Here is a 17998-nt window from a genome sequence, read left to right on the forward strand (position 1 = left end):
GGCCTGAGACCTACACCGGCAGTGCGCCGCCCGCTCCAGAACCAGGCCTCCGCGCCTGCGCCTCCATCCAGTTACCCTCGACCAATGCACCCTCTCCCCCACCCTGGACAGTTACCGCCCGGACCGATGGCTTTGCATGTGGAACACCTCTGCATGGCGTTCGGCGCGAAAGTTGCCGTGAACGACCTTTCCCTCGCGGTGCCCTCCGGTTCGATGTTCGGTTTGGTGGGGCCGAATGGAGCGGGAAAGACGACCACACTGTCGATGGCTGTCGGATTGCTCCGCCCGCACTACGGTCGCAGCCTGGTGTACGGCTACGACGTATGGAACGACCCTGTGGCAGCGAAAAGTCTGCTTGGGGTTCTGCCCGACGGTTTGGCGCTGCCCGCCCAGTTCACCGGTAATGAACTGCTCACCTATTTCGGACGCCTGCGCGGCATGCCCGAGGACGTCATCGCGTCGCGCCGAGATGAATTGTTGGCCGCTCTCGATCTTGCCGATGCAGGTGGAACGGTCATCGCCGACTATTCAGCGGGCATGACGAAGAAGATCGGGTTGGCCTCGGCCTTGTTGCACGGCCCTCGCCTACTGGTACTGGATGAGCCGTTCGAAGCTGTCGACCCTATTTCTTCGGCCGGAATTCGGAGCATTCTGCTCTCCTTCGTCCACTCAGGTGGCTCCGTCATTCTTTCCAGTCACGTTATGGCCCTTGTCGAACAACTGTGTACTCACATCGGAGTCATCGCACACGGTCGCGTAGTGGCCTCCGGAACGGTCGACGAGGTGCGGGGCGACAACACACTCGACGAGGCATTCGTTCGTCTTGTCGGTAGCCGCAGTCCCAATCCCGACGGCCTGTCATGGATGCGCTCATGAGCTTGCCAACGACGTGCACCGCCCCAACCTCACTGTGGCGCACTGTTCTCCGCATGCGCGTGACCCTCTACAAACGCCAATTCACCGGCGGAAGGGCCGTCATCAAAGTCGTGGCAGCGCTGTTCGGCGTTCTGGGGGCAGCTCTGCTGTGCCTGCAAGCCTCGGGGACGAGCGCGAACTCTTCCGAACTCGTCGGCGGCACAACCAGTCTCGCACTGTCGGCTATCGGCGTGATGTGGATCTTGATGCCGATCATGTCCGGTCTCTCGGACGACAATCTGCACCCCCGACAGTTCCAACTACTCCCCCTCGAACCTGCCCGGCTCGCCCGAGCACTGTTCTCGACGTCGCTGGTCGGTATGACCGTCCCGATTACCGCGTTGGCTGCCGCAGCGATACCGATCTATGCAGCAACCCACCATGCTGCCGCGTTGCCTCTGGCGATCGTTGCGTGGCCCACAACGGTCCTGCTGATGGTCGGCACCTCACGGGTCGCGATGCTGGCGATGTCGCAGCTCCTGCGGAGTCGTCGCAGCCGCGAACTGGGACTGTTGGCATTCGGCACGTTCTTCGGCGGTCTGTATCTGCTGCAATTTCCGCTGCAGAGTCGCCTCGGCACGGTCGTGGACGGCGACGTCACGTGGCCGCTCACGGTCGCGCATTCGATCCCGTTCGCGTGGGGAATCACCAGTGTCGACGCAGCAGCAGGAGGCGCCTGGCTCCTCGCCGCCGGAGTAGTCCTCGCCCTGGGGCTGGTCGATCTCGCACTGCTGTGGTCATGGCAACGCCTGGTCGTTCGCTTCTTCAACGGGAAGGTCGCAGAATCAGCGGGCGCCACTTCCGTGCAATTGAAGAACCAGGGCCGCGACATTCGAACCGGTTGGCGCGCATCCCGACTGGGCACCGTCATCTCTCGCGAGCTTTCGCTCTGGCACGGAGACATGCGCCGACGAACACAACTGCTCTCCGTTGCCATCATGACCTTGGTCTCCGGCTTCGGACCGCTGATCTCGTCATCTATCCCCTTCTCCGCCGCATGGGGTGCCTGGTTCCTGATCTACCTGGCAATGGCAGCCGGATCGAATCTGTACGGATTCGACGGCGCATCGATCTGGCATCTGGTGATGATCCCCGAAGCCGCTGCCGCTGACGTCCGGGGCCGACAAATCGCGTGGGCGATCGTGATGACACCCTTCGTGGTCGTCGCAACAGCTGCTGTACGGATCTTCGGGGACCTCGGGACCGACCGACTGGCCGTGCCGATCGCCGTCGGCATTTCGATGATGGGAGTCGGTGCAGGATTGGTAGTGGCGATATCCGCCAAAGCGCCCTACCCGGTTCCGGAGATGAAGAAGACGTTCTCCTTCAACACCCGCGGGTCTTTCAACGGCTCGTCCTTCGGACTGATCATCCTCGCCATCGTCATCTTCGCCGCGACAACGGCGCCCGGCGTTCTACTCGGGGCGCTGCTACCGAACCCGGTGAACTATTTCGCCATCCCTGTCGCTGTTGCGATTGGTGCACTTGGTGCTTGGATCGGGGGTCGCGTCGCGATCACCCGCATGCAACGCGAGCCGGACCGGATCCTGTTCGCCGTCACGACAACATAGCCGCCCGGAACAACCCGCAGGGGCCACGTTGGCAGCAATTCCAAGCCGACCGGTACGGTTACAAAGCATGTTCACCGTTTGCCGCCGCGTCTCGATCGCCATCTCCTCCCTCGCCCTTCTGACGAGTTTTTCCATCATGGGTGCTCCTGCAACACACGCACTTCCGGCGCTACCTTCGGGTTCGTCGGCGACGGGATCGATCGAGACGCCTGCGGGTATCGACAGCGAGGTGACCTTCGAATCTCGCGGGATCACGTTTTACGGGAGCCTGAGGTCACCCTCGGGCGTCGAGCATGCTGATCTCGCTGTGCTGCTTCTGCCGGGAAGCGGTCCGACCGACCGCAACGGCAATCAGGAGAACGCCATGGTCTTCCCGAATACTCTCGCGCATGTGGCAGACGCACTTGCGGCACAGGGGATTCCGAGCCTTCGGTTCGACAAGTTCGGATCCGGGCGCACAGGCCTTGCAGGTACGTCGCCGGACGCTTTCGACTACGGCTTCGACATGCAAGTGGATGACGCGCACAGCGCGCTCGACGTGCTCGGCGACCTGACGTCCACACCTGCCACGCGCACGGTCGTACTCGGGCACAGCGAAGGCGCCCTGACCGCGCTCGCCCTGCAACAGCGCACTGCACTGCCGCTCGCGGGACTCGGCCTGCTGCAACCTCTCTCGCAGCGATACCTTGATCTGCTCTCGCACCAGATAAGCGCCAGCCTCGACCGGACTGTGCAGGGTGGGCAACTTTCGGAGACCGACGCTGACGCCGCACGCGACAGTCTCGCTCGCACAGTGCAGTCCCTACGAGTGAGCGGCACCATCCCCGCCGACCAGGATCCGCTACTAGAAACTGTCGGTTTCGTCCCCGCCAACGCCCGCTTCCTCTCCGAGGCCGACCGCTACGATCCAGCCGGGCTCGCCGCAGCCCTGTCGCCTTCCACGCCCGTCCTGATCACGTGCTCCGAAAAGGATCTCAACGTCAGCTGCGACCAGGTGCACCGTTTGCGCTCGGCAGCCTCACCCGAGGCGACCACCTTCCTGCAGCTGACGACCGCGAACCACGGACTCGGCGACATCGGTGTCCTTGCACCCGGGCAATGGGACGCGATTGCGCCGGTGCCCCTCTCAGGCCAGTTCACGCAGGCACTGAGCCAGTGGATGACGTCGGTCGCGCAGCGCTAGCCGGACAACGTCTTAGAACACCTCCCTCCGGTGGGTGGCACGTTGCGCACCTCGATCGAGCGACCCGCACATTCGGGCCGCCCCCTTGGCTCGGCGCCACTCGCCCAGAGCCGCTATCGCAACGAGCGAAGGCAACACACCTCGTCCTCGACCAAGATCTCCAGTCTGTGCTGATCTAATCGGGGCATGATCACACAAGGCTTGGTCGATGCCGAGCACCACACGTTCCTCATCTCCGCGGCAGACACCGATCCCACGGAAACCTATTCCGAGGGGCAGGTGTTCGACGCAGGCAACAACCTGATCTCCGTTCACACCGGCATCGCCTACGGACCGGTGAACGTCACCCTCGAACAGCTCTCCGGCGACGACGAAATGTTTCTCAACGGTGGCCCCGCGATCGACCTCGACGCCTGGGACAACGTCGAAGAGGTCCACGTAGTGTGCCGCCAACCGATGCTCTTCATCACCTTGTCGAACGAAATCGTCGAGGAGTTCGGGGAACTCACCTCCCCAACCGGCGCACGTTGCTTCCGAATCGCCACGCGAGGACGTGCTGAGCACTGGGACATGGACGTCGACTCCGCCACCGAGGACTATCTCATCCAGACTTGGCCCGCTGGCAGCCCGTCGATGATCCGCGAGATCAAAGCCACCGACGGTGTGTGGCCCGTCGAACACTGAACCGGCGCCTGCCGACCACCCTGACTGGGACGCCCGTTTTGAAGGAGTGATGTGATGTTGGTCGAAAGCAAGCCCTGGCCGAGTATGCCTGCCCTCACCCTGGAAATTCACGCGCCTCGGCTGGTCACGGGGCACGAGATTCGCGTCATCGGAGTTTCCTTCGGCTCAGAAGGTGATTCCCTTGTCATCGATGCCCTTCTATGCGGTGCGCCCAGAATCTTGTTCAACGTGGCGTCGATGCCGTTGGCAGTGGTGTCGAAGGAATCGGACGGACATCCGATCGTCTACGGCGTCGACGGAATGCTCCCCGACGGCGGAATCGACGAAATCCCCCTACTACCGGGACTTCCCGACGGGTCGATGTCCTTGTACCGCGCCGGGCTGGTGTTGGGCGGCGACTTCCGCGTCCAAGCACAGGCTTACCGTGTGGTGGACGGGATCGTGTACTTTTCGCTGCACTGCAGAACCGAGCAGGGGACGCTCATGAACTACGACGTCGCCTCGATCACAGTCGATCTTCTTCGAAGGCGAGCTGACGGCACCTGCGACATCGACATCCTCGCCGCATCCGGCGCTCCCTCCACAGAAGGAAGACTCACGGCACAGCCGGTGGATTGAGGCCGAGGGCCGCGAAGTCGTTCCCGATTGCCGCCCTGGTCGACTGACGATCACATGACAGTGCACCGGCCCTACGTTCTCCCGCCCATGCGGGGCACAGCAGGTGCCGTCATATCCTTCTGAGGTGAACGCGATGAATCTTCCAGGCGCCGGACAGCGGGTTGCCCGTGCCGAGGTCGGTCACGCTTTACAGTTCGAAACTGACGAGCGCGTTCGATACTTGGTCGAGGAGAATCCCGTGCTCACTCGCCCCGACGACACCGAGATGGCCATCACCCTTCCGGCACCTGTATCCGGGGTAGACATTGCGGCAGAACTGATCGGCGCGACAATCGAACTCAGCACCTGCCCCGCAGACGGGTCACTCGTCGTACTGTTCGACACCGGTGCCGTGTTGTCGGTGCCACCGTCGCCGGACTTCGAAAGTTGGAACGTTTCCGCACCCGGGAACGTGCTCGTCGTTTCGACCCCTGGTGGCGCGATCGCAGTGTGGAACTGGCCAGACCGCGACTGAGGTGACCATCCGCGAGACCAGCATCACCGCCCGGGGTCACGCGCACGGCGACACGTCGGCCGCATGATTAGCCCGTGTCGAACCGTCCTGAACGCCAAGTATGAGGAGACTTCGCGATGACTTCCGATCCCCCGCAGGATTCTTCAGCCGAATCGCCAGATCACTATCCTCTGGTCCTGGAGGTAGCCGACGACTATGTTCACGGCCGAAGATCTCTGCACTCCTTGGTGACCTTCTACGAATCGATCGTCGACAAGTACGAGGAAGAACAGCGCGACCGGCATGAAGTCCTACGCTGGGCATGGCTGCAGATCGAAATCATGAATGCGCTACGGCACGACGATCCGAGCCGCGCACCGCAAGACGAGAAAAGGGTGCGCGAAACCATCGATGAGTTCGTGACCACATTCCGGTCGCTCTATTCCGCCTCAGCGGTCACCGATGATGCTGGCAATCAGCAAGTTTGATCGCTCGGTGAGGGTGGCGCTGACGACAGCGCCGCAACTCGGCGGCACATGCCATGATCATGCCCATGACTGGCATTCGGATCGCGTGGCTTGCGTTGGCAATCGCGGTGGGGGTATTGGGATCTGCGAGCGCTCAGTGGCCGGTGTACGAAATCACCAGTTGCGAAATCGGTTTCGATTCGTTGAGTTCGGCGGTATGCCTCGGCACTGTTCACGAGTACTTCGGTCGCCAACTGTTCCTGGTGTTGGCTATTCCCGTGGCGCTGTGCATCGTTCCCGCGGTGATCCCGCGGCCTGTGGTGTCTTGGCTCGTTGCCGGTGCGATGCTCTCCACTGCGGTGTGGGGCTTCGCCGTCGCGTTCAGCTCCACAACCCCGTCTCTGATAGCGATGGTGGGGAGTGTTCCGGCGGCCTTGCTTGCGTTGGTTCTCGCCGCGACGCATCAGGTGATTGCCGTGAGGGACAGGGCTGCCGCGGGGACTACGCTCCGAGCCCGACGTTAGTCCAGATGTCGAGGTAGGTGGAATAGTCGACGAGGTACGGGGCCTCGTCTGACGACCACACCACCCCTCGGACGGCGTCCCCGTCGACGTACAGACAGAGGTATCCGCCGCCACCGGAGTGGAACGTTGCGACGCAGCGCGAGGGCTCGGGGTACTCGTCGGGGGCCAGACCGTCCAGGATTCCCCACTCGAAGGCGTCGATGCGAAACATCTCTCCCAGCGGCAGAGGCCCGACCGTTCTCCCAGCGATGTCGTACCAACCGTTGTGAAGGTGAGTGTAGAACCGCGTGAGACTCACCGGAAAGTGGTGCCACGCTGCAGGGACGTCCTCGTCGTCGGTGACCGGCCTCCCACCGAGGTAGTACATGTCGCCCCCGCCCGCCGCGGTCATCCGGTACAGGAGAAACCACTCCCGCCGAGATTTGAGCAAGGCAACGTCGACGAGACTGGCAGAGATCGTCTTGTAGGTGTCGGACATGATCGGTCGCCCAAAGTCGTCCCACCGCTTCAAAACTTCCGCTACGCGCCACGCACGGTCCCCTGAAAGCGCGTGCAGCCAGTACTCCGGCAGCTGCCGACGGTCCTGGCTCGTGAGGTCGTCGATCTCGACCAACTCGGGTGCGCCGACAAATCTCGCAACATGCTCCAGATCCACTACGTCTCCCATCGAACCGACTGCGGGACTTACCGTGCGTTGGTCAGTGCGTTCGGTCCCTCGGATTTCGGTCATCCGAGGAACGGAACCGTCTCCCCCGTGCGGCCCTTCCGCGACAACCACTCTTCGATCCCGATGACATCGACCTCGGAGATCGAAGCGTCGGCCAAGCATTTCCTCGTCAACTCAGCAGACTTCTCGTCGATCAGAACCCATACCAAGGATGCGGGATCGCGATCAGGCATTTCGGCGATGGCGGTCAGTTCGTATCGAGCGAGCCTCGGCCACAATTTCCATTGTGCGGCGAAGTACTCCATTTCGTGGCGCACGCCGGTGTCCAGGTCGATCACGTACTCCCACAGCCGTCGGACCACGACCAGAGTTCTGGTTTCCCGTTCCCACGTGTCGTAGGGAATGCCGAGGTCGGGCGACTCGGCCAACGGCAACCAGAAGGCGTATTTGCTTTCCACGAGAGTGACGAATTCCTGAAATTCGCGGTGTGTCTGCCTCACTCGGGCTCGGACGCGCTCACGCGCGATGTGTGCATCAAGCCTGGCACTGTCTCGCTCTCGGGCGAGGCGGGCATCGAATGGAGCACTGTCGCCGGTTGCCGAAAAGTCGCTGGACATGATCGCACGGTACCAGTCGGCGTCCAACAACACCGCGCGTAGATCAATCGTTCGGGCGAATCACTCTGCAGTTCAACATATCAGGCACACTGATGCCTCTCCGTGTGCGCCTTCGTCGAGACCCTGACCAACTCTCGACGTGGTCACCGGGATGCAGAACGCGTACGCATGAGACCGAAGATCCGTGCGGCGATCATGGCAAGGGATCCAGCCACAACAGCCAGTGCCGAGTACACCGCGATCGATAGACCCCACGCGGGCCCTCGGACCGCGTAAACGCCGGAGTCGACGTCGAAGCCCCGGCACTCATGCCCGACGGGCCACCACATGGCCACATCGTCGACGGTTCCGCTGGCGCGTTCCCAGTTCGGCGCGCGGTAGCCGAATTGCGCCGGGAACGTCTCGCGGCACCCACCGGCGTTCGACCACTGGTAGTCCGCCGCCCACAGCACACAGAACGCAAAAACAGTTCCGCACAACACAAGTGCCACACTGGTCCGGATGACTCGATCAGTCGACCAGCCTGCGAGGATCATCAAGATCAGCACAACGATCGATTCTGTGTGGCGAACTCCACCGGGCCATCGCCGTCTGAACATTTCGCCGACACCGCCAGCAATTGCAGGGCGCCGGTCCCGACGTGCCGACCTGTTGATTTCTGTGCCACGCGTACTCCCCCATTCGGATCGGCCGCGGGAACAGACGTTTGATTTCGTTCCATTCGCCTCATAGTCCGATGTCCACCCAGCCTGCCAGCTTTCGACTGCAGAGGAGACCGACGCATCCGGTGATCATGCACGACTTCCGGACTCGGGTTGATGCGGAGATCCGTTGTGACATGTCCACCACGACAATCGGAAGGATCGATACACTCGTGCCCTCCGCAGATCGCGAACTATTCCGTCGAAAGGCTATGCAATGGGGACGCTTTGGTTGGAATCCGATGACTTCGGAGCTAGATGGGGCGACGTGCCCGATAGCGCATCGGAGAAAATACTCGAGAAGGCCACCACGCTGATCGGATCGCCGCACGCTGTGACCACAGCATGGACTCAGCCCGGCAATGGCCAATTCCTGATAGCCCGGGATCAGGTGCACACCTTCTGGAATGACGCGTCGGAGGCTCACGTCGACGAGATAACGGAGGTGGCGACGGAGCTGCTGGGAGAGCCAGACACTGTGGCGTAAGCGACTCTATGCGCCGGTGCCGTTACCCGAAAATGAGATGACCCAGAGACGCTCAGAACTCATCACAGAAGGGGTCGGACTCAATCGAGTTCGACCCCTTCCTCCGTTTCTGGCGATCGTCGCGGGCCAGCCGTCGATCACGTTTACTCACCCACCGCCAGACTGGTTCTCACTGGCCCTTTTTCGCGTAAGCCGCCCTATCGGTATAGCCGCTGTATGCGATCCCACAACAAAGCCTTGGGTGTGGAATCCATCTTCAGTTCGCGAATGCACTGATCGAGCCGGTGAGGATTGTCTCGGTGGTAGTCGATAGCTTTGTCGAGGTCCCTCACGACAGACGAACCGTAGGCTGCCTCGGCCTTCTCAACGGCCTCGTCCATGAGGCCGTTGCTGGGCTCCATCATGGCGAGGTCGATCAGGTCTCGGCTGAAAACGGAGGTGTCTGCCCATCTGTCGGAGTTCGCAAGAAGTTTACTTGTTGCCATGTCGAGTAGGGACAGCGTCGCCACCCCACATACCTGGTCGTCCCGCCCCGGAATTTCGAAGCTGATACGCCCTTCAGAAACGATCTCGAACTTGATGGGTGTACCGCCGACATCGAGAATCGCCCGGATCCCGTACTGGTCCGCCACGGGGTCACGGACCAACGGGACCTGGCGCACCATAATCGATTTGAATCCTGAGCTCTTGATCAGCTCTCGGAGCGTTCGGTACCCGGCTGCGCTCGAAACCATGAAGTCGACGTCGATCGACTCCCTGAACTCTCCGAAGCGGAGTGCTATCGCAGTCCCTCCACCGAAATAGCAACTCGTGTCGCGAAATAGTTCGCTGTTGAGTGATTCGAGAACAGTTTCGATGAGGTTGTGATGGCCTCTGCTAAACAAGAAGAACTCCCTTGCTGTATTTGTCCGCCAGAGCCTGGATCAGAGCTTTTTCCTTGTCGCTCATAGCGGCATGGTCGAGGTGACGCCAATTGCGCTCGTAGGTCCTCAAGGCCTCGAATCCGTCAAGGCAACTATCGGCATCGAGCTGCCAAGCTGCGGCGCTCAGTAGCGGGTAGTCACCCACTCTCACCTTCGCTGGAGTTTCGGTGTTCACTGGTTCGTCCGCGCTGCTTTCCGTCCACTGCGGGCGAGCATCCGTTAGCTGAAGATGCAGACCCACCGCCTCGGCGGCATTCACCAGTGCTCCTACCGTGACTGATGGCGCGCCGCTCTCGACTCGATGCAGCGTTACCCTTGACTGTCCAGCGGACTCAGCTGCGACGGTCGCACTGATCCCTAGCTGTCGTCGACGATCTTTCAAGGCCGCGCCGATAGCAATCAGCGACTGCTCGCTGGGCTCGGATATGGAGGGATTCTTCGACGGCATGTATCTCATTCTATACATTCAACCGCTTCGGTCAAGGTTGGCGCTGTCACTCTCAGCTGCGCAAAAGTAGGCGGGCGCAGACGCTGTGGTTGCCACCCTCGCCACCGGCGAACCCCCATCATCCTTCCTCCGTATTGCCATCCTCCTACTCGAACCAGCCAGCAAGGTCGGCACACAACTCTCGTGCCACACGAACTACCTCCGGCCCTTCGTCTTCCGGAGAGAAGTTGGCGATTTCGCTTGTGCGAGCGAGGACGGAATCAGCGCTCTTCTTCTCGTCCAGCATGGGATAGACATCGGAGGCCAAGTGCCGCGCTTCTACCGCCACTTTCACGACGTCTTCACTTCGGGGGTCGACAGAATTGATCAAGGTCATCAGGTCTGCAACCGGGTTGTTGCTCATAATCGAATCCTTCTGTCGTAGTGCCGGTGCGGCGACCGGGAGTTACACGGGCTGTGCGTGTGCTGGACGTTCGTAACCACCATGGCGGGTCTCAAATGCTTTCGCGCTGACGTGCGGTTACCCCGTTGCGGCGGCGCCACCACGCGGCGCCGGGACAGAGGAGAGCAATGAGCGGTCACGGGACCGGCGTCAGGAAAACTGATGGCACGAAGCTCGGGCAGCGAACCGTCCGATGTCGACGTAGTAGGCAGCGAGAACCGTAGCGACGCCGAGAAGGTCCTACCCGGCATGTTACTTCGCGCCGACGGATTCGTTCTCAAGTTCGTCGTCGTCCTCGATTTCCCGTTCGAACCCGCATTCCTGGCACTGCCCGATGGTCGGTTCACTGGCGTCGGCCGGGGCGATGAGCTTAAGATCCAGGTCCTTGCATTCCGGGCACAGGTACTTGTTGAATTGTGACATCGTCGCTCTCCTCTGTTGATTTTGTTTGTTCGCAATGTATCTGACTGGCTCCACCTGTGTTCCACGCAGCTTGGAGCCCAGGCAAGTGGTGTGGCGACCGCCGTCTCGAGCGTCACCTCCCGGTTCTCGTGAGAGCACTTTGTCGCGAAAACATCGAGGCTGCAGTCACATGCGCCGATTGCAGCGCTGTCGTTGACCGCGTGCCGATCGCACACCGTTCACCGGGAAAGATGTCGCAGATCATCCTAGTTCCTCTCTAAGACAAAGGTTCATGGTCAGTTTCGATTTCCCGGATGTCGTCGATTGATTGCTCGACGAACCACAGTCGACGGCTAATGGCTACTATTTCTTTGTGACCAACGGGGGGAACACCTACGAACTGCCGACCCTTCTCCCGGTTCAGGCTCGGCATCTGTACGTATCGCCGATCGAGAAAGAAGGATTCCGTGAATCGAGTTGGACGAGTGGGCGCATCAATTTGCGTGGCAGCGTTTTTCGCTGTGGCAGGGTGCAGTAGCGACGTGAGTGCCGACGACCCGAATGCAGGTGAGTCGACATCTTCGGCGGACGCCGAGAATGCAAGCAATGCGTCTACCGCTGTGGATCCGTGCTCGGTGGCATCGGTCCCGGGTCAGATGTGCCGGACCGTAGCATCAGCACCAATTGAGCACGCGGACTTCACGAATCAGATTGCGGTATCGATCAACACCTCGCCGACGATCGAAGTTCGGGTCGCGACGAAGGCAGGGGGCGTCGCCACGCATCAGGTGTATCCGACCTCGACGTCCGGCGGCGGTGGCCTCGGGCCGACGGGCGACTTCCCCTCCAAACAGGATCACTTCCTCACCTCTGTCAGCGACGTGACAGGGGACGGCGTCCCCGAAATCATCGTCCAGACTGGACAGTTCGCCGATCACTCCGAGTACCAGGTGCTCCGCCTGGGCGAGAACGGGACGTTGGCTGTGGTGAACGCCCCGACATACAACAAGTGGACGACCGGTAACGACGTGTGGGCGACATACAACACCACGGACCCGGACATCGGCTTCTTCCGTTGCCCGAAGCCGGGGCAGCCTGGTGTCACCACGAATCCCCTGCAGAGCATCAACGTCAACGATGACGGCCGCGGAACCCGCGTCGACTATCTCCACGATCACAAGTCCGGCGCGTGGACTCAGGTCGCACAGGAACCGGTGACGATGCAGATGGGTGTCTCGACGGAGCCGTTCCGTGCATTCGACTGCACCGATGTCGCCACTCGTACCGATCGCACCCCCGAAGACAAGAACACCCCGTTCACGCCGGAGACCGCAACGTCGACTGTCGCAGCGCCGAGTACGTCCGAGGCCCAAACATCTACTGTCGCAGAACCGTGCACGTTCGATCCCTACCGTGGCAGGGCAACCACGATCTCTTTCGACTCCGGGCACCTCGACTGCGCTGACGCCCAGCGCATCGCCCACGAGTACCAGACCAGCGACATTCCGCCTGGCGGCAATGCCGCGCACCGGGACAACGGCGAGTGGCATTGCTCGTCACCGACTGCAGGCGAGAACGAGCGGACCGGCCGCATCATGAGTTGCTCCGCATCGGGTGAGGCGTCTCCGTCGTGGCATTTCTATGTCGTGGTCGAACCCAGGTAGCCCACCTGGTTCAGCATCACCGCTGTTGGTGTGCATGCGAAAGTCCCCCGCGGTCCGTATGGACGGCGGGGGCTTTCGTTTGTTCGCTGCGGTTTCCGAAGGTGGGGCGGTCAACGATCGCGTCGACGGGAGGCCTCGGCGACGACGATGTCGATCTCGACTTCGGTTGCGCCCGCGCGACGGGCCTCGCCCAGGGAGAAGCCGGATCGCTCGTCCACAGCACCTCTACGGATCCACGAGGCACGGGACCTCGACATGCCCGAATCCCGCGAGGTCGATCTGCCGACCGGGATGCCACTCCCCCGGCGCCTGGTACCGATGGCTGCGGGCGTGGGCGTCGAGCACCGACAACGTTTGTCCTTCAACCGGGTGATCATGAGCGCGGGCGATCGAGATCAGCCCCCACAGGTTCCTGGGGTGGATTGGGTCGCCCAGCTTGAGAGTCTCGAGGTGCGGCTGCCAGAGATCCTCGGCCCCGGTGCCGTAGTCCTCGTCGAATCGTCTCCTGGCGGTGGCGGTCTGCTCAGCTCTGATCACTTCGGACACAGCCTTGACGTACTGGTCCACCACCGCGTTCTCAGCTTGGGCGCGTTCACGCTCTTTCGCTGCGGCGGCGGCAACTCTGCCGGTCCAGGCGTCTACCCGCGCGAGTGCGTCCACGTCGGCCCACGCGAGTCGGGCACGGACGTCGCCGTATCGTGTGGCGCTCTCCGGCCACCAGGGGATGCCGACTTTGTCGAACCGTGGCCACGACGGATCGTCCGGGGAGGCGGAGTACTGAACGAACGACGGGCCGTACCGATTCCCGCGCTCTTCGGTCAGGTGAACACCGTTGCGGTCCTTTGTGATCTGGAATGTACGCGCGGTAATGAGGTCGTCGTCGATGTTGCGGTATTTACGCAGCCCCTGCTCGCGCAGCGGCGTTTCCTCGGGCGGTAGCGGGTTCGTCCAGGAGTACGAGATCAGCTGCCGCGAGGACGGGCGCCGCTTGTCGTGGGTTTCGGTGATGCACAGCGCGATCGCGGCGGACTGCGCGCAGGCTTCCGCGATCACCGCTTCCCGTTCGGGGCCGGTGAGGTAATGCATCGGGTTTGCGGCGAAATTCCAACGCTCCCAGTCTTCGTGCGCCCATCCTGGCCGCAGTAGCGTCGCACTACGCACAGGAAGGTGCTGCCAGCGCTCTGTTGTCCCCAATGTGCCGTCGGCGTCGATCGGGGTGATGTCGAGGAACACGTGAGGATCGTGCGCGGGCGAGGATGCCGCGTAGACGTGCCAGGCCCCTTTCCTGTTGCGTGCCACGCACACCGCTCCGGGGACGGCGCGCCCGGCCGCGATGATCGTCGCCGTCGACGGGTCGGCGTCGTGTGAACGCCGGGAGCGGTATTCGGCGAGGATCTGCCGGACAGCTCGGCCTTCGTGGGTGGGGTTTCCATTCAACGGCTTCGCCCACGTGTTCGCGAGTTTCCACCAGTGCACCAGCTCGTCGAGCACACCGTCGACCGTTTCGGGCTCAGCCCCGGCATCGATCAGTTGCGCCGCCAGCAGCACACGAAACGGGCCCTCCGTCTGGGCCTCTGAGTCTTTCGCTGCGATCGCCGATCGTAGAGTCGGCACCATCGTCAGGAAGTGGGCGCTGCGATCGTCGCGACTGTTGAGGTAGTACTGCAGTTCCTCCCGGGTGGCGAGGTCGAACGGCAGCACCCACGAATCGGTGGGCAGCACCAGGCATGATGCACGGGACGACGGGGTCACCGGCATTTCTCCGCCGTAGACGTATCCAGGCCGGTCGGGGATCGGGACATCGCGCTTCCACACCGTGTCGGTGCGGGTGTAGCGAACGATGACACCTCCGTCTCGGCGGTCCTCGATCAGGTGCGGCACACCGGATTCGGGGACGCATCCGACGCTCCGCGGGTGCAACCGCGGATGCCGAGCGGCGCGGTACCGGCCATCACCGTCCCGCCGCAGGTCGTCGAACGCCGACGCGTGCCAGTCTCCGATGATCCGCATCCCGGGGCGCATCTTCGCGTTCAATCGCCGTTGCCACTGTCCGAACGACTCGCGGCCGTCGCCCAGCTGGATGGACGTCTCATCGTCCTGAATGAGGACGACTGTGCCGCTGTCCTGCGCCTCGACGGTCAGCAGATTCACCCCCGCCGGGGGCAGTGGATGCCAGACCGGGGTGCGTTCGACGATTCCCTGCAGCACCAGCATGATTCGCATGTAGTGACGACGACGGGCGTCGGCCTGCCGTTCCAGTTTCATCCACTCGTCGGAGCCGGGAACCAGCGGCTCCCCGGCTGCGCGGCCGAAGCCGAACAGTCGCCGATCGAACACTTCCACGAACTCAGCGCGACGAGGCAATACTCGGTCGCCGACGGTGATGTCCGCTGTCAGTAGGTAGAGCTTCTCGCCGTTGCGCAGCAGCCACCACGAGCGGGAGTTCTCAGCGTCCCGGGCCTCGTCTTCGAACGCGCTGCCGGAATCGCTGCGCACCCGTGTCGGGACCAGCACCACGACACCACGCTGTTCGGGCAGTACTCGGTCCAAGTTCGCCGGGTCGGCGGTGATCCACTCGGTGAACGCGTCCAGGTCTCGTGCGTCCATGCCCGTGGACCGGCGGTCCATCAGGACGAGAGATTCCTCGGCCATCACCAGTACTCGTTGGCGGATGGTGATCGGGGTGTCGGCTGCGGCGGGGGCTCCGTCGCGGATCAATTCGACGTGCTCGTCGCGGCCGAGGTACAGATCGACCGTCCACATCATTTCCTGCATCCGTGCGAGTTGCTGCTTCATCGGCGAGATCTGTGCGTCCAGTTCTGCTCTCTGCCGCGCGAAGTCAGCTTCCAGTTCGCAGCGACGGCGTTCCAGTTCCTCGCGCAGTTCTTCGTGCCGCGCTTGGGCACTGCGCATCGTGCGGGCGAGGTCGGCGCGCCGCGTGGCGACGGCGCGTTTCGTTTCGGCGGCGTCGCGTCCGCCGCGGGTGACGAGTTCGTCGAAGGTGCCGTCGGTGGGCATCGATGTCTCCTCATTGGGGGCAGGCCGTCGAGTCGAGTGGTAGGCGGTGTCGATCTTTTGTGTCGGTGCGCATTCAGGTCAGCTGCGAGTGGGTTGGTGGCGCTTCGCAGCTGACCCAGGCAATGCGATTCAGTGGCCGCGGGATGGTGTGTCTACGTCGTCGTTCACTCCGATTTGGACGGGGAAGCTCCCCGTATTGACCCCGCCTATCCAAGTTTCTGTCGCTTCGATGAGTGCGGCTTTCGCGCTATCGATCGAATCGAGATCAATCTCTGTTGCGTCGTCCTCGTCGAAAGGTTTATCCGGCAGATCCTCAGCGAGTTCGGCGATCGCCTTCTGGAGTTCTTTGATTCGAGCAGACACCTGTGATGGCGTCAGGAGTGCTGCGCGGACGAGAGCCAGATCGAACTCCGCCAGCGTGAATTTGGCCGCGCCAGCCGCATCCCTGTACTCTTCCGCAACCCGGGCAATGCGCAGGGTGAGGCGGTCACTCTCCCTACGAATCTGTTGCAGACGCCGTTCATCGGGTGTTTCGCCCCTGTTGCCAAAATTGTTGGCAGGATTGGAAAACTCCGGCTCAATGGCAGCTTGCCGAGCGAAGATTTCTCGATATTCCCTCAGTTGAAGATTCATCGGTGTGAGCCGGTCGCGCTCGATCTTTGTCGTTGTGGATACAACATCTGCAACCAAGTCCACGGCGCGCGTCAGCGTTTCGCTGTGCTGCTTGGCGTCGAGTTCCTTCTGTTTGATCGCCGTTTGGTGATCGCGGTCTTTTTCCGCGTTCACGGTTGCGGTCTTCCCGGTGAATCGTGCGGCGTAGAACGCCGCGCTCCCGGTGATGCCACCTCCGAGGCCAGCTGAAAGTACTAGTTGAATCCATGTCGACCACTCGGCCATGTTCCCCACCCTCAAATCAATTTTTCCACGCCGCTACGGCAATGAGCTGCTCTGGTACGTGAATATGGGAATTGTTCCCGCCCTTCACTATTCGGATTCTAGTTCGAATCCGATACCGACGGATGAGCTGTCAGTCCATCGTCATCGCGGCGATCCATTCACTCGGATCCATGCTGTCAAGGGTGAGATCTCCGTCGCGTTCCTTGAAATCACTTTCCCTGAGTTCAAGCCCCTTCACTTTCGCTTCCGCGATGTAGCGGGCGATCTTTTCCGTGTTCGCGTCACTTGCCATGATTGCCCTCTTCGTCTTGTCTTCTGCGCCGTCTGCGGCATGGATACTCACACATGAGTGTAACGGAGCGTCTACACTCGCGGGTATGTTCAGCGGACGCGCCCACCATCCACTGCACGCCAACCAAGCGAAGGAAACCCGATGAGCGAGAACACGTCCGACTACTTCGACAACTACTCAGCAGGCCTGACAGCGCTCGCCCACGAGTACCCGGACATCGAACCGCACTTCGGGCAGAGCATCCCCGGACTCGTTCCCACCCTCGCCGACGAAGAAGTCGCACCATTCCTCGCTTCCCTCATCGCCGCATCCGTCTCACCCGAGGTCGACCAAACCACCCGGAACTACACGACGAAGCTCCACAAGTTGATCCAGGATTTCCTCACCGCCCGACGCCTCGACCAACCCCAATCCAGCCGCGGACTCTTCCAACGGTTGCCCTCCACCTGGAAAAACGAGAAGTAGCACTATCCGCGGCGGGCTGCCGGAATCGCCAGACCCGCCGACGCCCTTCGCAACGCGCTTCCACGCGACCATCAACCAGGAGAACTTCGCAAATGAGCCCCACGACACAAGGCACTTGGGTCATCACCGAGGGCCGCGACTACACCGCGCTGGTCGGCGATCTCAACTCTCGCCTCAGCGGTCACCAACTCGTCGTGACGGAGATAGACACCGTCGAGTTCCCGGACCGGACCGGCAGGACTGGGTGGCAACGCCTGGCGGAACCGGCATACCTCGCACCGGGCAACGTGCACATCCCCGAACGGATCATCATCCCTGTCGGGCTCGGCATCACGATCCCCCTGCGCCCCACCGTCCACGACGGTCATATCGTGAACCCAATCATCGACGTCAACGGAGATCACGTCCAGATCCTGTGCCCCTACCTCTTTCACTCCCCAACGCGACAGATCGACTGCCGCTCGTGGAGCATCACCACCGTCAAGTGGACCGACAACACCTGACACGCACACTCGACGGA

General features: G+C 61.9%; 22 protein-coding genes. 13 read left to right on the plus strand and 9 right to left on the minus strand.

The window, feature by feature from the left end; genetic code table 11:
- Positions 1–84 precede the first annotated feature (84 nt).
- The 8 genes from CPI83_RS28860 (at position 85) to CPI83_RS28895 (ending at position 6455) form a co-directional block, all read left to right on the plus strand.
- Positions 85–876: an ABC transporter ATP-binding protein gene (locus tag CPI83_RS28860; RefSeq protein ID WP_097388286.1), complete on the plus strand. Its 792-nt coding sequence runs from the start codon at positions 85–87 to the stop codon at positions 874–876.
- The gene (locus tag CPI83_RS28865) at positions 873–2486 is read left to right on the plus strand and encodes an ABC transporter permease (protein WP_232816959.1); all 1614 of its coding nucleotides are present in this window, start codon (positions 873–875) and stop codon (positions 2484–2486) included. The genes CPI83_RS28860 and CPI83_RS28865 overlap by 4 nt, the downstream gene beginning before the upstream one ends.
- Positions 2487–2553: 67 nt before the next feature.
- Positions 2554–3669: an alpha/beta fold hydrolase gene (locus CPI83_RS28870; protein WP_097388288.1), complete on the plus strand. Its 1116-nt coding sequence runs from the start codon at positions 2554–2556 to the stop codon at positions 3667–3669.
- A gap of 186 nt (positions 3670–3855) precedes the next feature.
- Positions 3856–4353 (plus strand): hypothetical protein, encoded by a 498-nt coding sequence (locus CPI83_RS28875; protein ID WP_097388289.1) that lies wholly within the window; start codon positions 3856–3858, stop codon positions 4351–4353.
- A 54-nt stretch (positions 4354–4407) separates the two neighbouring features.
- Positions 4408–4971, plus strand: coding sequence for a hypothetical protein (locus tag CPI83_RS28880; protein ID WP_097388290.1), 564 nt, complete (start codon positions 4408–4410; stop codon positions 4969–4971).
- Positions 4972–5104: 133 nt separating this feature from the next.
- Positions 5105–5485, plus strand: coding sequence for a DUF6188 family protein (locus CPI83_RS28885; RefSeq protein ID WP_232816960.1), 381 nt, complete (start codon positions 5105–5107; stop codon positions 5483–5485).
- A gap of 116 nt (positions 5486–5601) precedes the next feature.
- Positions 5602–5952 carry a hypothetical protein gene (locus CPI83_RS28890; protein ID WP_019748128.1) on the plus strand — a complete coding sequence of 117 codons (351 nt, stop codon included), beginning with the start codon at positions 5602–5604 and terminating at the stop codon, positions 5950–5952.
- A 65-nt stretch (positions 5953–6017) separates the two neighbouring features.
- Positions 6018–6455 (plus strand): hypothetical protein, encoded by a 438-nt coding sequence (locus CPI83_RS28895; protein ID WP_097388605.1) that lies wholly within the window; start codon positions 6018–6020, stop codon positions 6453–6455.
- Here the strand turns inward: CPI83_RS28895 and CPI83_RS28900 are convergent.
- The 3 genes from CPI83_RS28900 to CPI83_RS28910 all read right to left on the minus strand — a co-directional run bounded on the left by CPI83_RS28900 (position 6433) and on the right by CPI83_RS28910 (position 8287).
- Entirely contained in the window at positions 6433–7185 is a 753-nt protein-coding gene (locus CPI83_RS28900) for a hypothetical protein (protein WP_097388606.1), read from the minus strand. The two genes, CPI83_RS28895 and CPI83_RS28900, sit on opposite strands and share 23 nt — an antisense overlap.
- A complete protein-coding gene (locus tag CPI83_RS28905; protein WP_157920641.1) occupies positions 7182–7739 on the minus strand; it encodes a hypothetical protein in 558 nt (185 codons plus the stop codon). The genes CPI83_RS28900 and CPI83_RS28905 overlap by 4 nt, the downstream gene beginning before the upstream one ends.
- A gap of 143 nt (positions 7740–7882) precedes the next feature.
- On the minus strand, positions 7883–8287 hold the full coding sequence (locus CPI83_RS28910) for a hypothetical protein (RefSeq protein WP_097388293.1): 405 nt from the start codon (positions 8285–8287) through the stop codon (positions 7883–7885).
- A 421-nt stretch (positions 8288–8708) separates the two neighbouring features.
- On the opposite strand from CPI83_RS28910, the gene CPI83_RS28915 reads away from it, so the two are divergent.
- The gene (locus tag CPI83_RS28915) at positions 8709–8927 is read left to right on the plus strand and encodes a hypothetical protein (protein WP_157920642.1); all 219 of its coding nucleotides are present in this window, start codon (positions 8709–8711) and stop codon (positions 8925–8927) included.
- A gap of 197 nt (positions 8928–9124) precedes the next feature.
- Here the strand turns inward: CPI83_RS28915 and CPI83_RS28920 are convergent, their stop codons facing one another.
- The 3 genes from CPI83_RS28920 to CPI83_RS28930 form a co-directional block, all read right to left on the minus strand.
- Positions 9125–9811 (minus strand): nucleotidyl transferase AbiEii/AbiGii toxin family protein, encoded by a 687-nt coding sequence (locus CPI83_RS28920; protein WP_097388295.1) that lies wholly within the window; start codon positions 9809–9811, stop codon positions 9125–9127.
- Positions 9804–10298, minus strand: coding sequence for a helix-turn-helix transcriptional regulator (locus tag CPI83_RS28925; protein WP_157920643.1), 495 nt, complete (start codon positions 10296–10298; stop codon positions 9804–9806). The genes CPI83_RS28920 and CPI83_RS28925 overlap by 8 nt, the downstream gene beginning before the upstream one ends.
- 145 nt (positions 10299–10443) lie before the next feature.
- Positions 10444–10701: a hypothetical protein gene (locus tag CPI83_RS28930; RefSeq protein ID WP_097388297.1), complete on the minus strand. Its 258-nt coding sequence runs from the start codon at positions 10699–10701 to the stop codon at positions 10444–10446.
- Between the two features lie 201 nt (positions 10702–10902).
- Here CPI83_RS28930 and CPI83_RS28935 point away from each other — a divergent pair, with 201 nt between their 5' ends.
- Both CPI83_RS28935 and CPI83_RS28940 read left to right on the plus strand, forming a co-directional pair.
- A complete protein-coding gene (locus tag CPI83_RS28935) occupies positions 10903–11160 on the plus strand; it encodes a hypothetical protein (protein ID WP_097388298.1) in 258 nt (85 codons plus the stop codon).
- A 524-nt stretch (positions 11161–11684) separates the two neighbouring features.
- Positions 11685–12806 carry a hypothetical protein gene (locus CPI83_RS28940; RefSeq protein WP_157920644.1) on the plus strand — a complete coding sequence of 374 codons (1122 nt, stop codon included), beginning with the start codon at positions 11685–11687 and terminating at the stop codon, positions 12804–12806.
- A 225-nt stretch (positions 12807–13031) separates the two neighbouring features.
- On the opposite strand, the gene CPI83_RS28945 is transcribed toward CPI83_RS28940, so the two are convergent.
- The 3 genes from CPI83_RS28945 to CPI83_RS28955 all read right to left on the minus strand — a co-directional run bounded on the left by CPI83_RS28945 (position 13032) and on the right by CPI83_RS28955 (position 17013).
- Positions 13032–15824, minus strand: a complete 2793-nt coding sequence (locus CPI83_RS28945; protein ID WP_097388300.1) for a hypothetical protein — start codon at positions 15822–15824, stop codon at positions 13032–13034.
- Positions 15825–15953: 129 nt separating this feature from the next.
- Positions 15954–16721: a hypothetical protein gene (locus tag CPI83_RS28950; protein WP_097388301.1), complete on the minus strand. Its 768-nt coding sequence runs from the start codon at positions 16719–16721 to the stop codon at positions 15954–15956.
- Between the two features lie 130 nt (positions 16722–16851).
- Positions 16852–17013 carry a hypothetical protein gene (locus tag CPI83_RS28955; protein WP_157920645.1) on the minus strand — a complete coding sequence of 54 codons (162 nt, stop codon included), beginning with the start codon at positions 17011–17013 and terminating at the stop codon, positions 16852–16854.
- 141 nt (positions 17014–17154) lie between these two features.
- On the opposite strand from CPI83_RS28955, the gene CPI83_RS28960 reads away from it, so the two are divergent.
- Entirely contained in the window at positions 17155–17478 is a 324-nt protein-coding gene (locus tag CPI83_RS28960; protein ID WP_097388303.1) for a hypothetical protein, read from the plus strand.
- Positions 17479–17570: 92 nt separating this feature from the next.
- On the plus strand, positions 17571–17981 hold the full coding sequence (locus CPI83_RS28965) for a hypothetical protein (RefSeq protein ID WP_097388304.1): 411 nt from the start codon (positions 17571–17573) through the stop codon (positions 17979–17981).
- Positions 17982–17998 lie beyond the last annotated feature (17 nt).

Source organism: Rhodococcus sp. H-CA8f (genome assembly GCF_002501585.1).
Taxonomy (GTDB): domain Bacteria; phylum Actinomycetota; class Actinomycetes; order Mycobacteriales; family Mycobacteriaceae; genus Rhodococcus_F; species Rhodococcus_F erythropolis.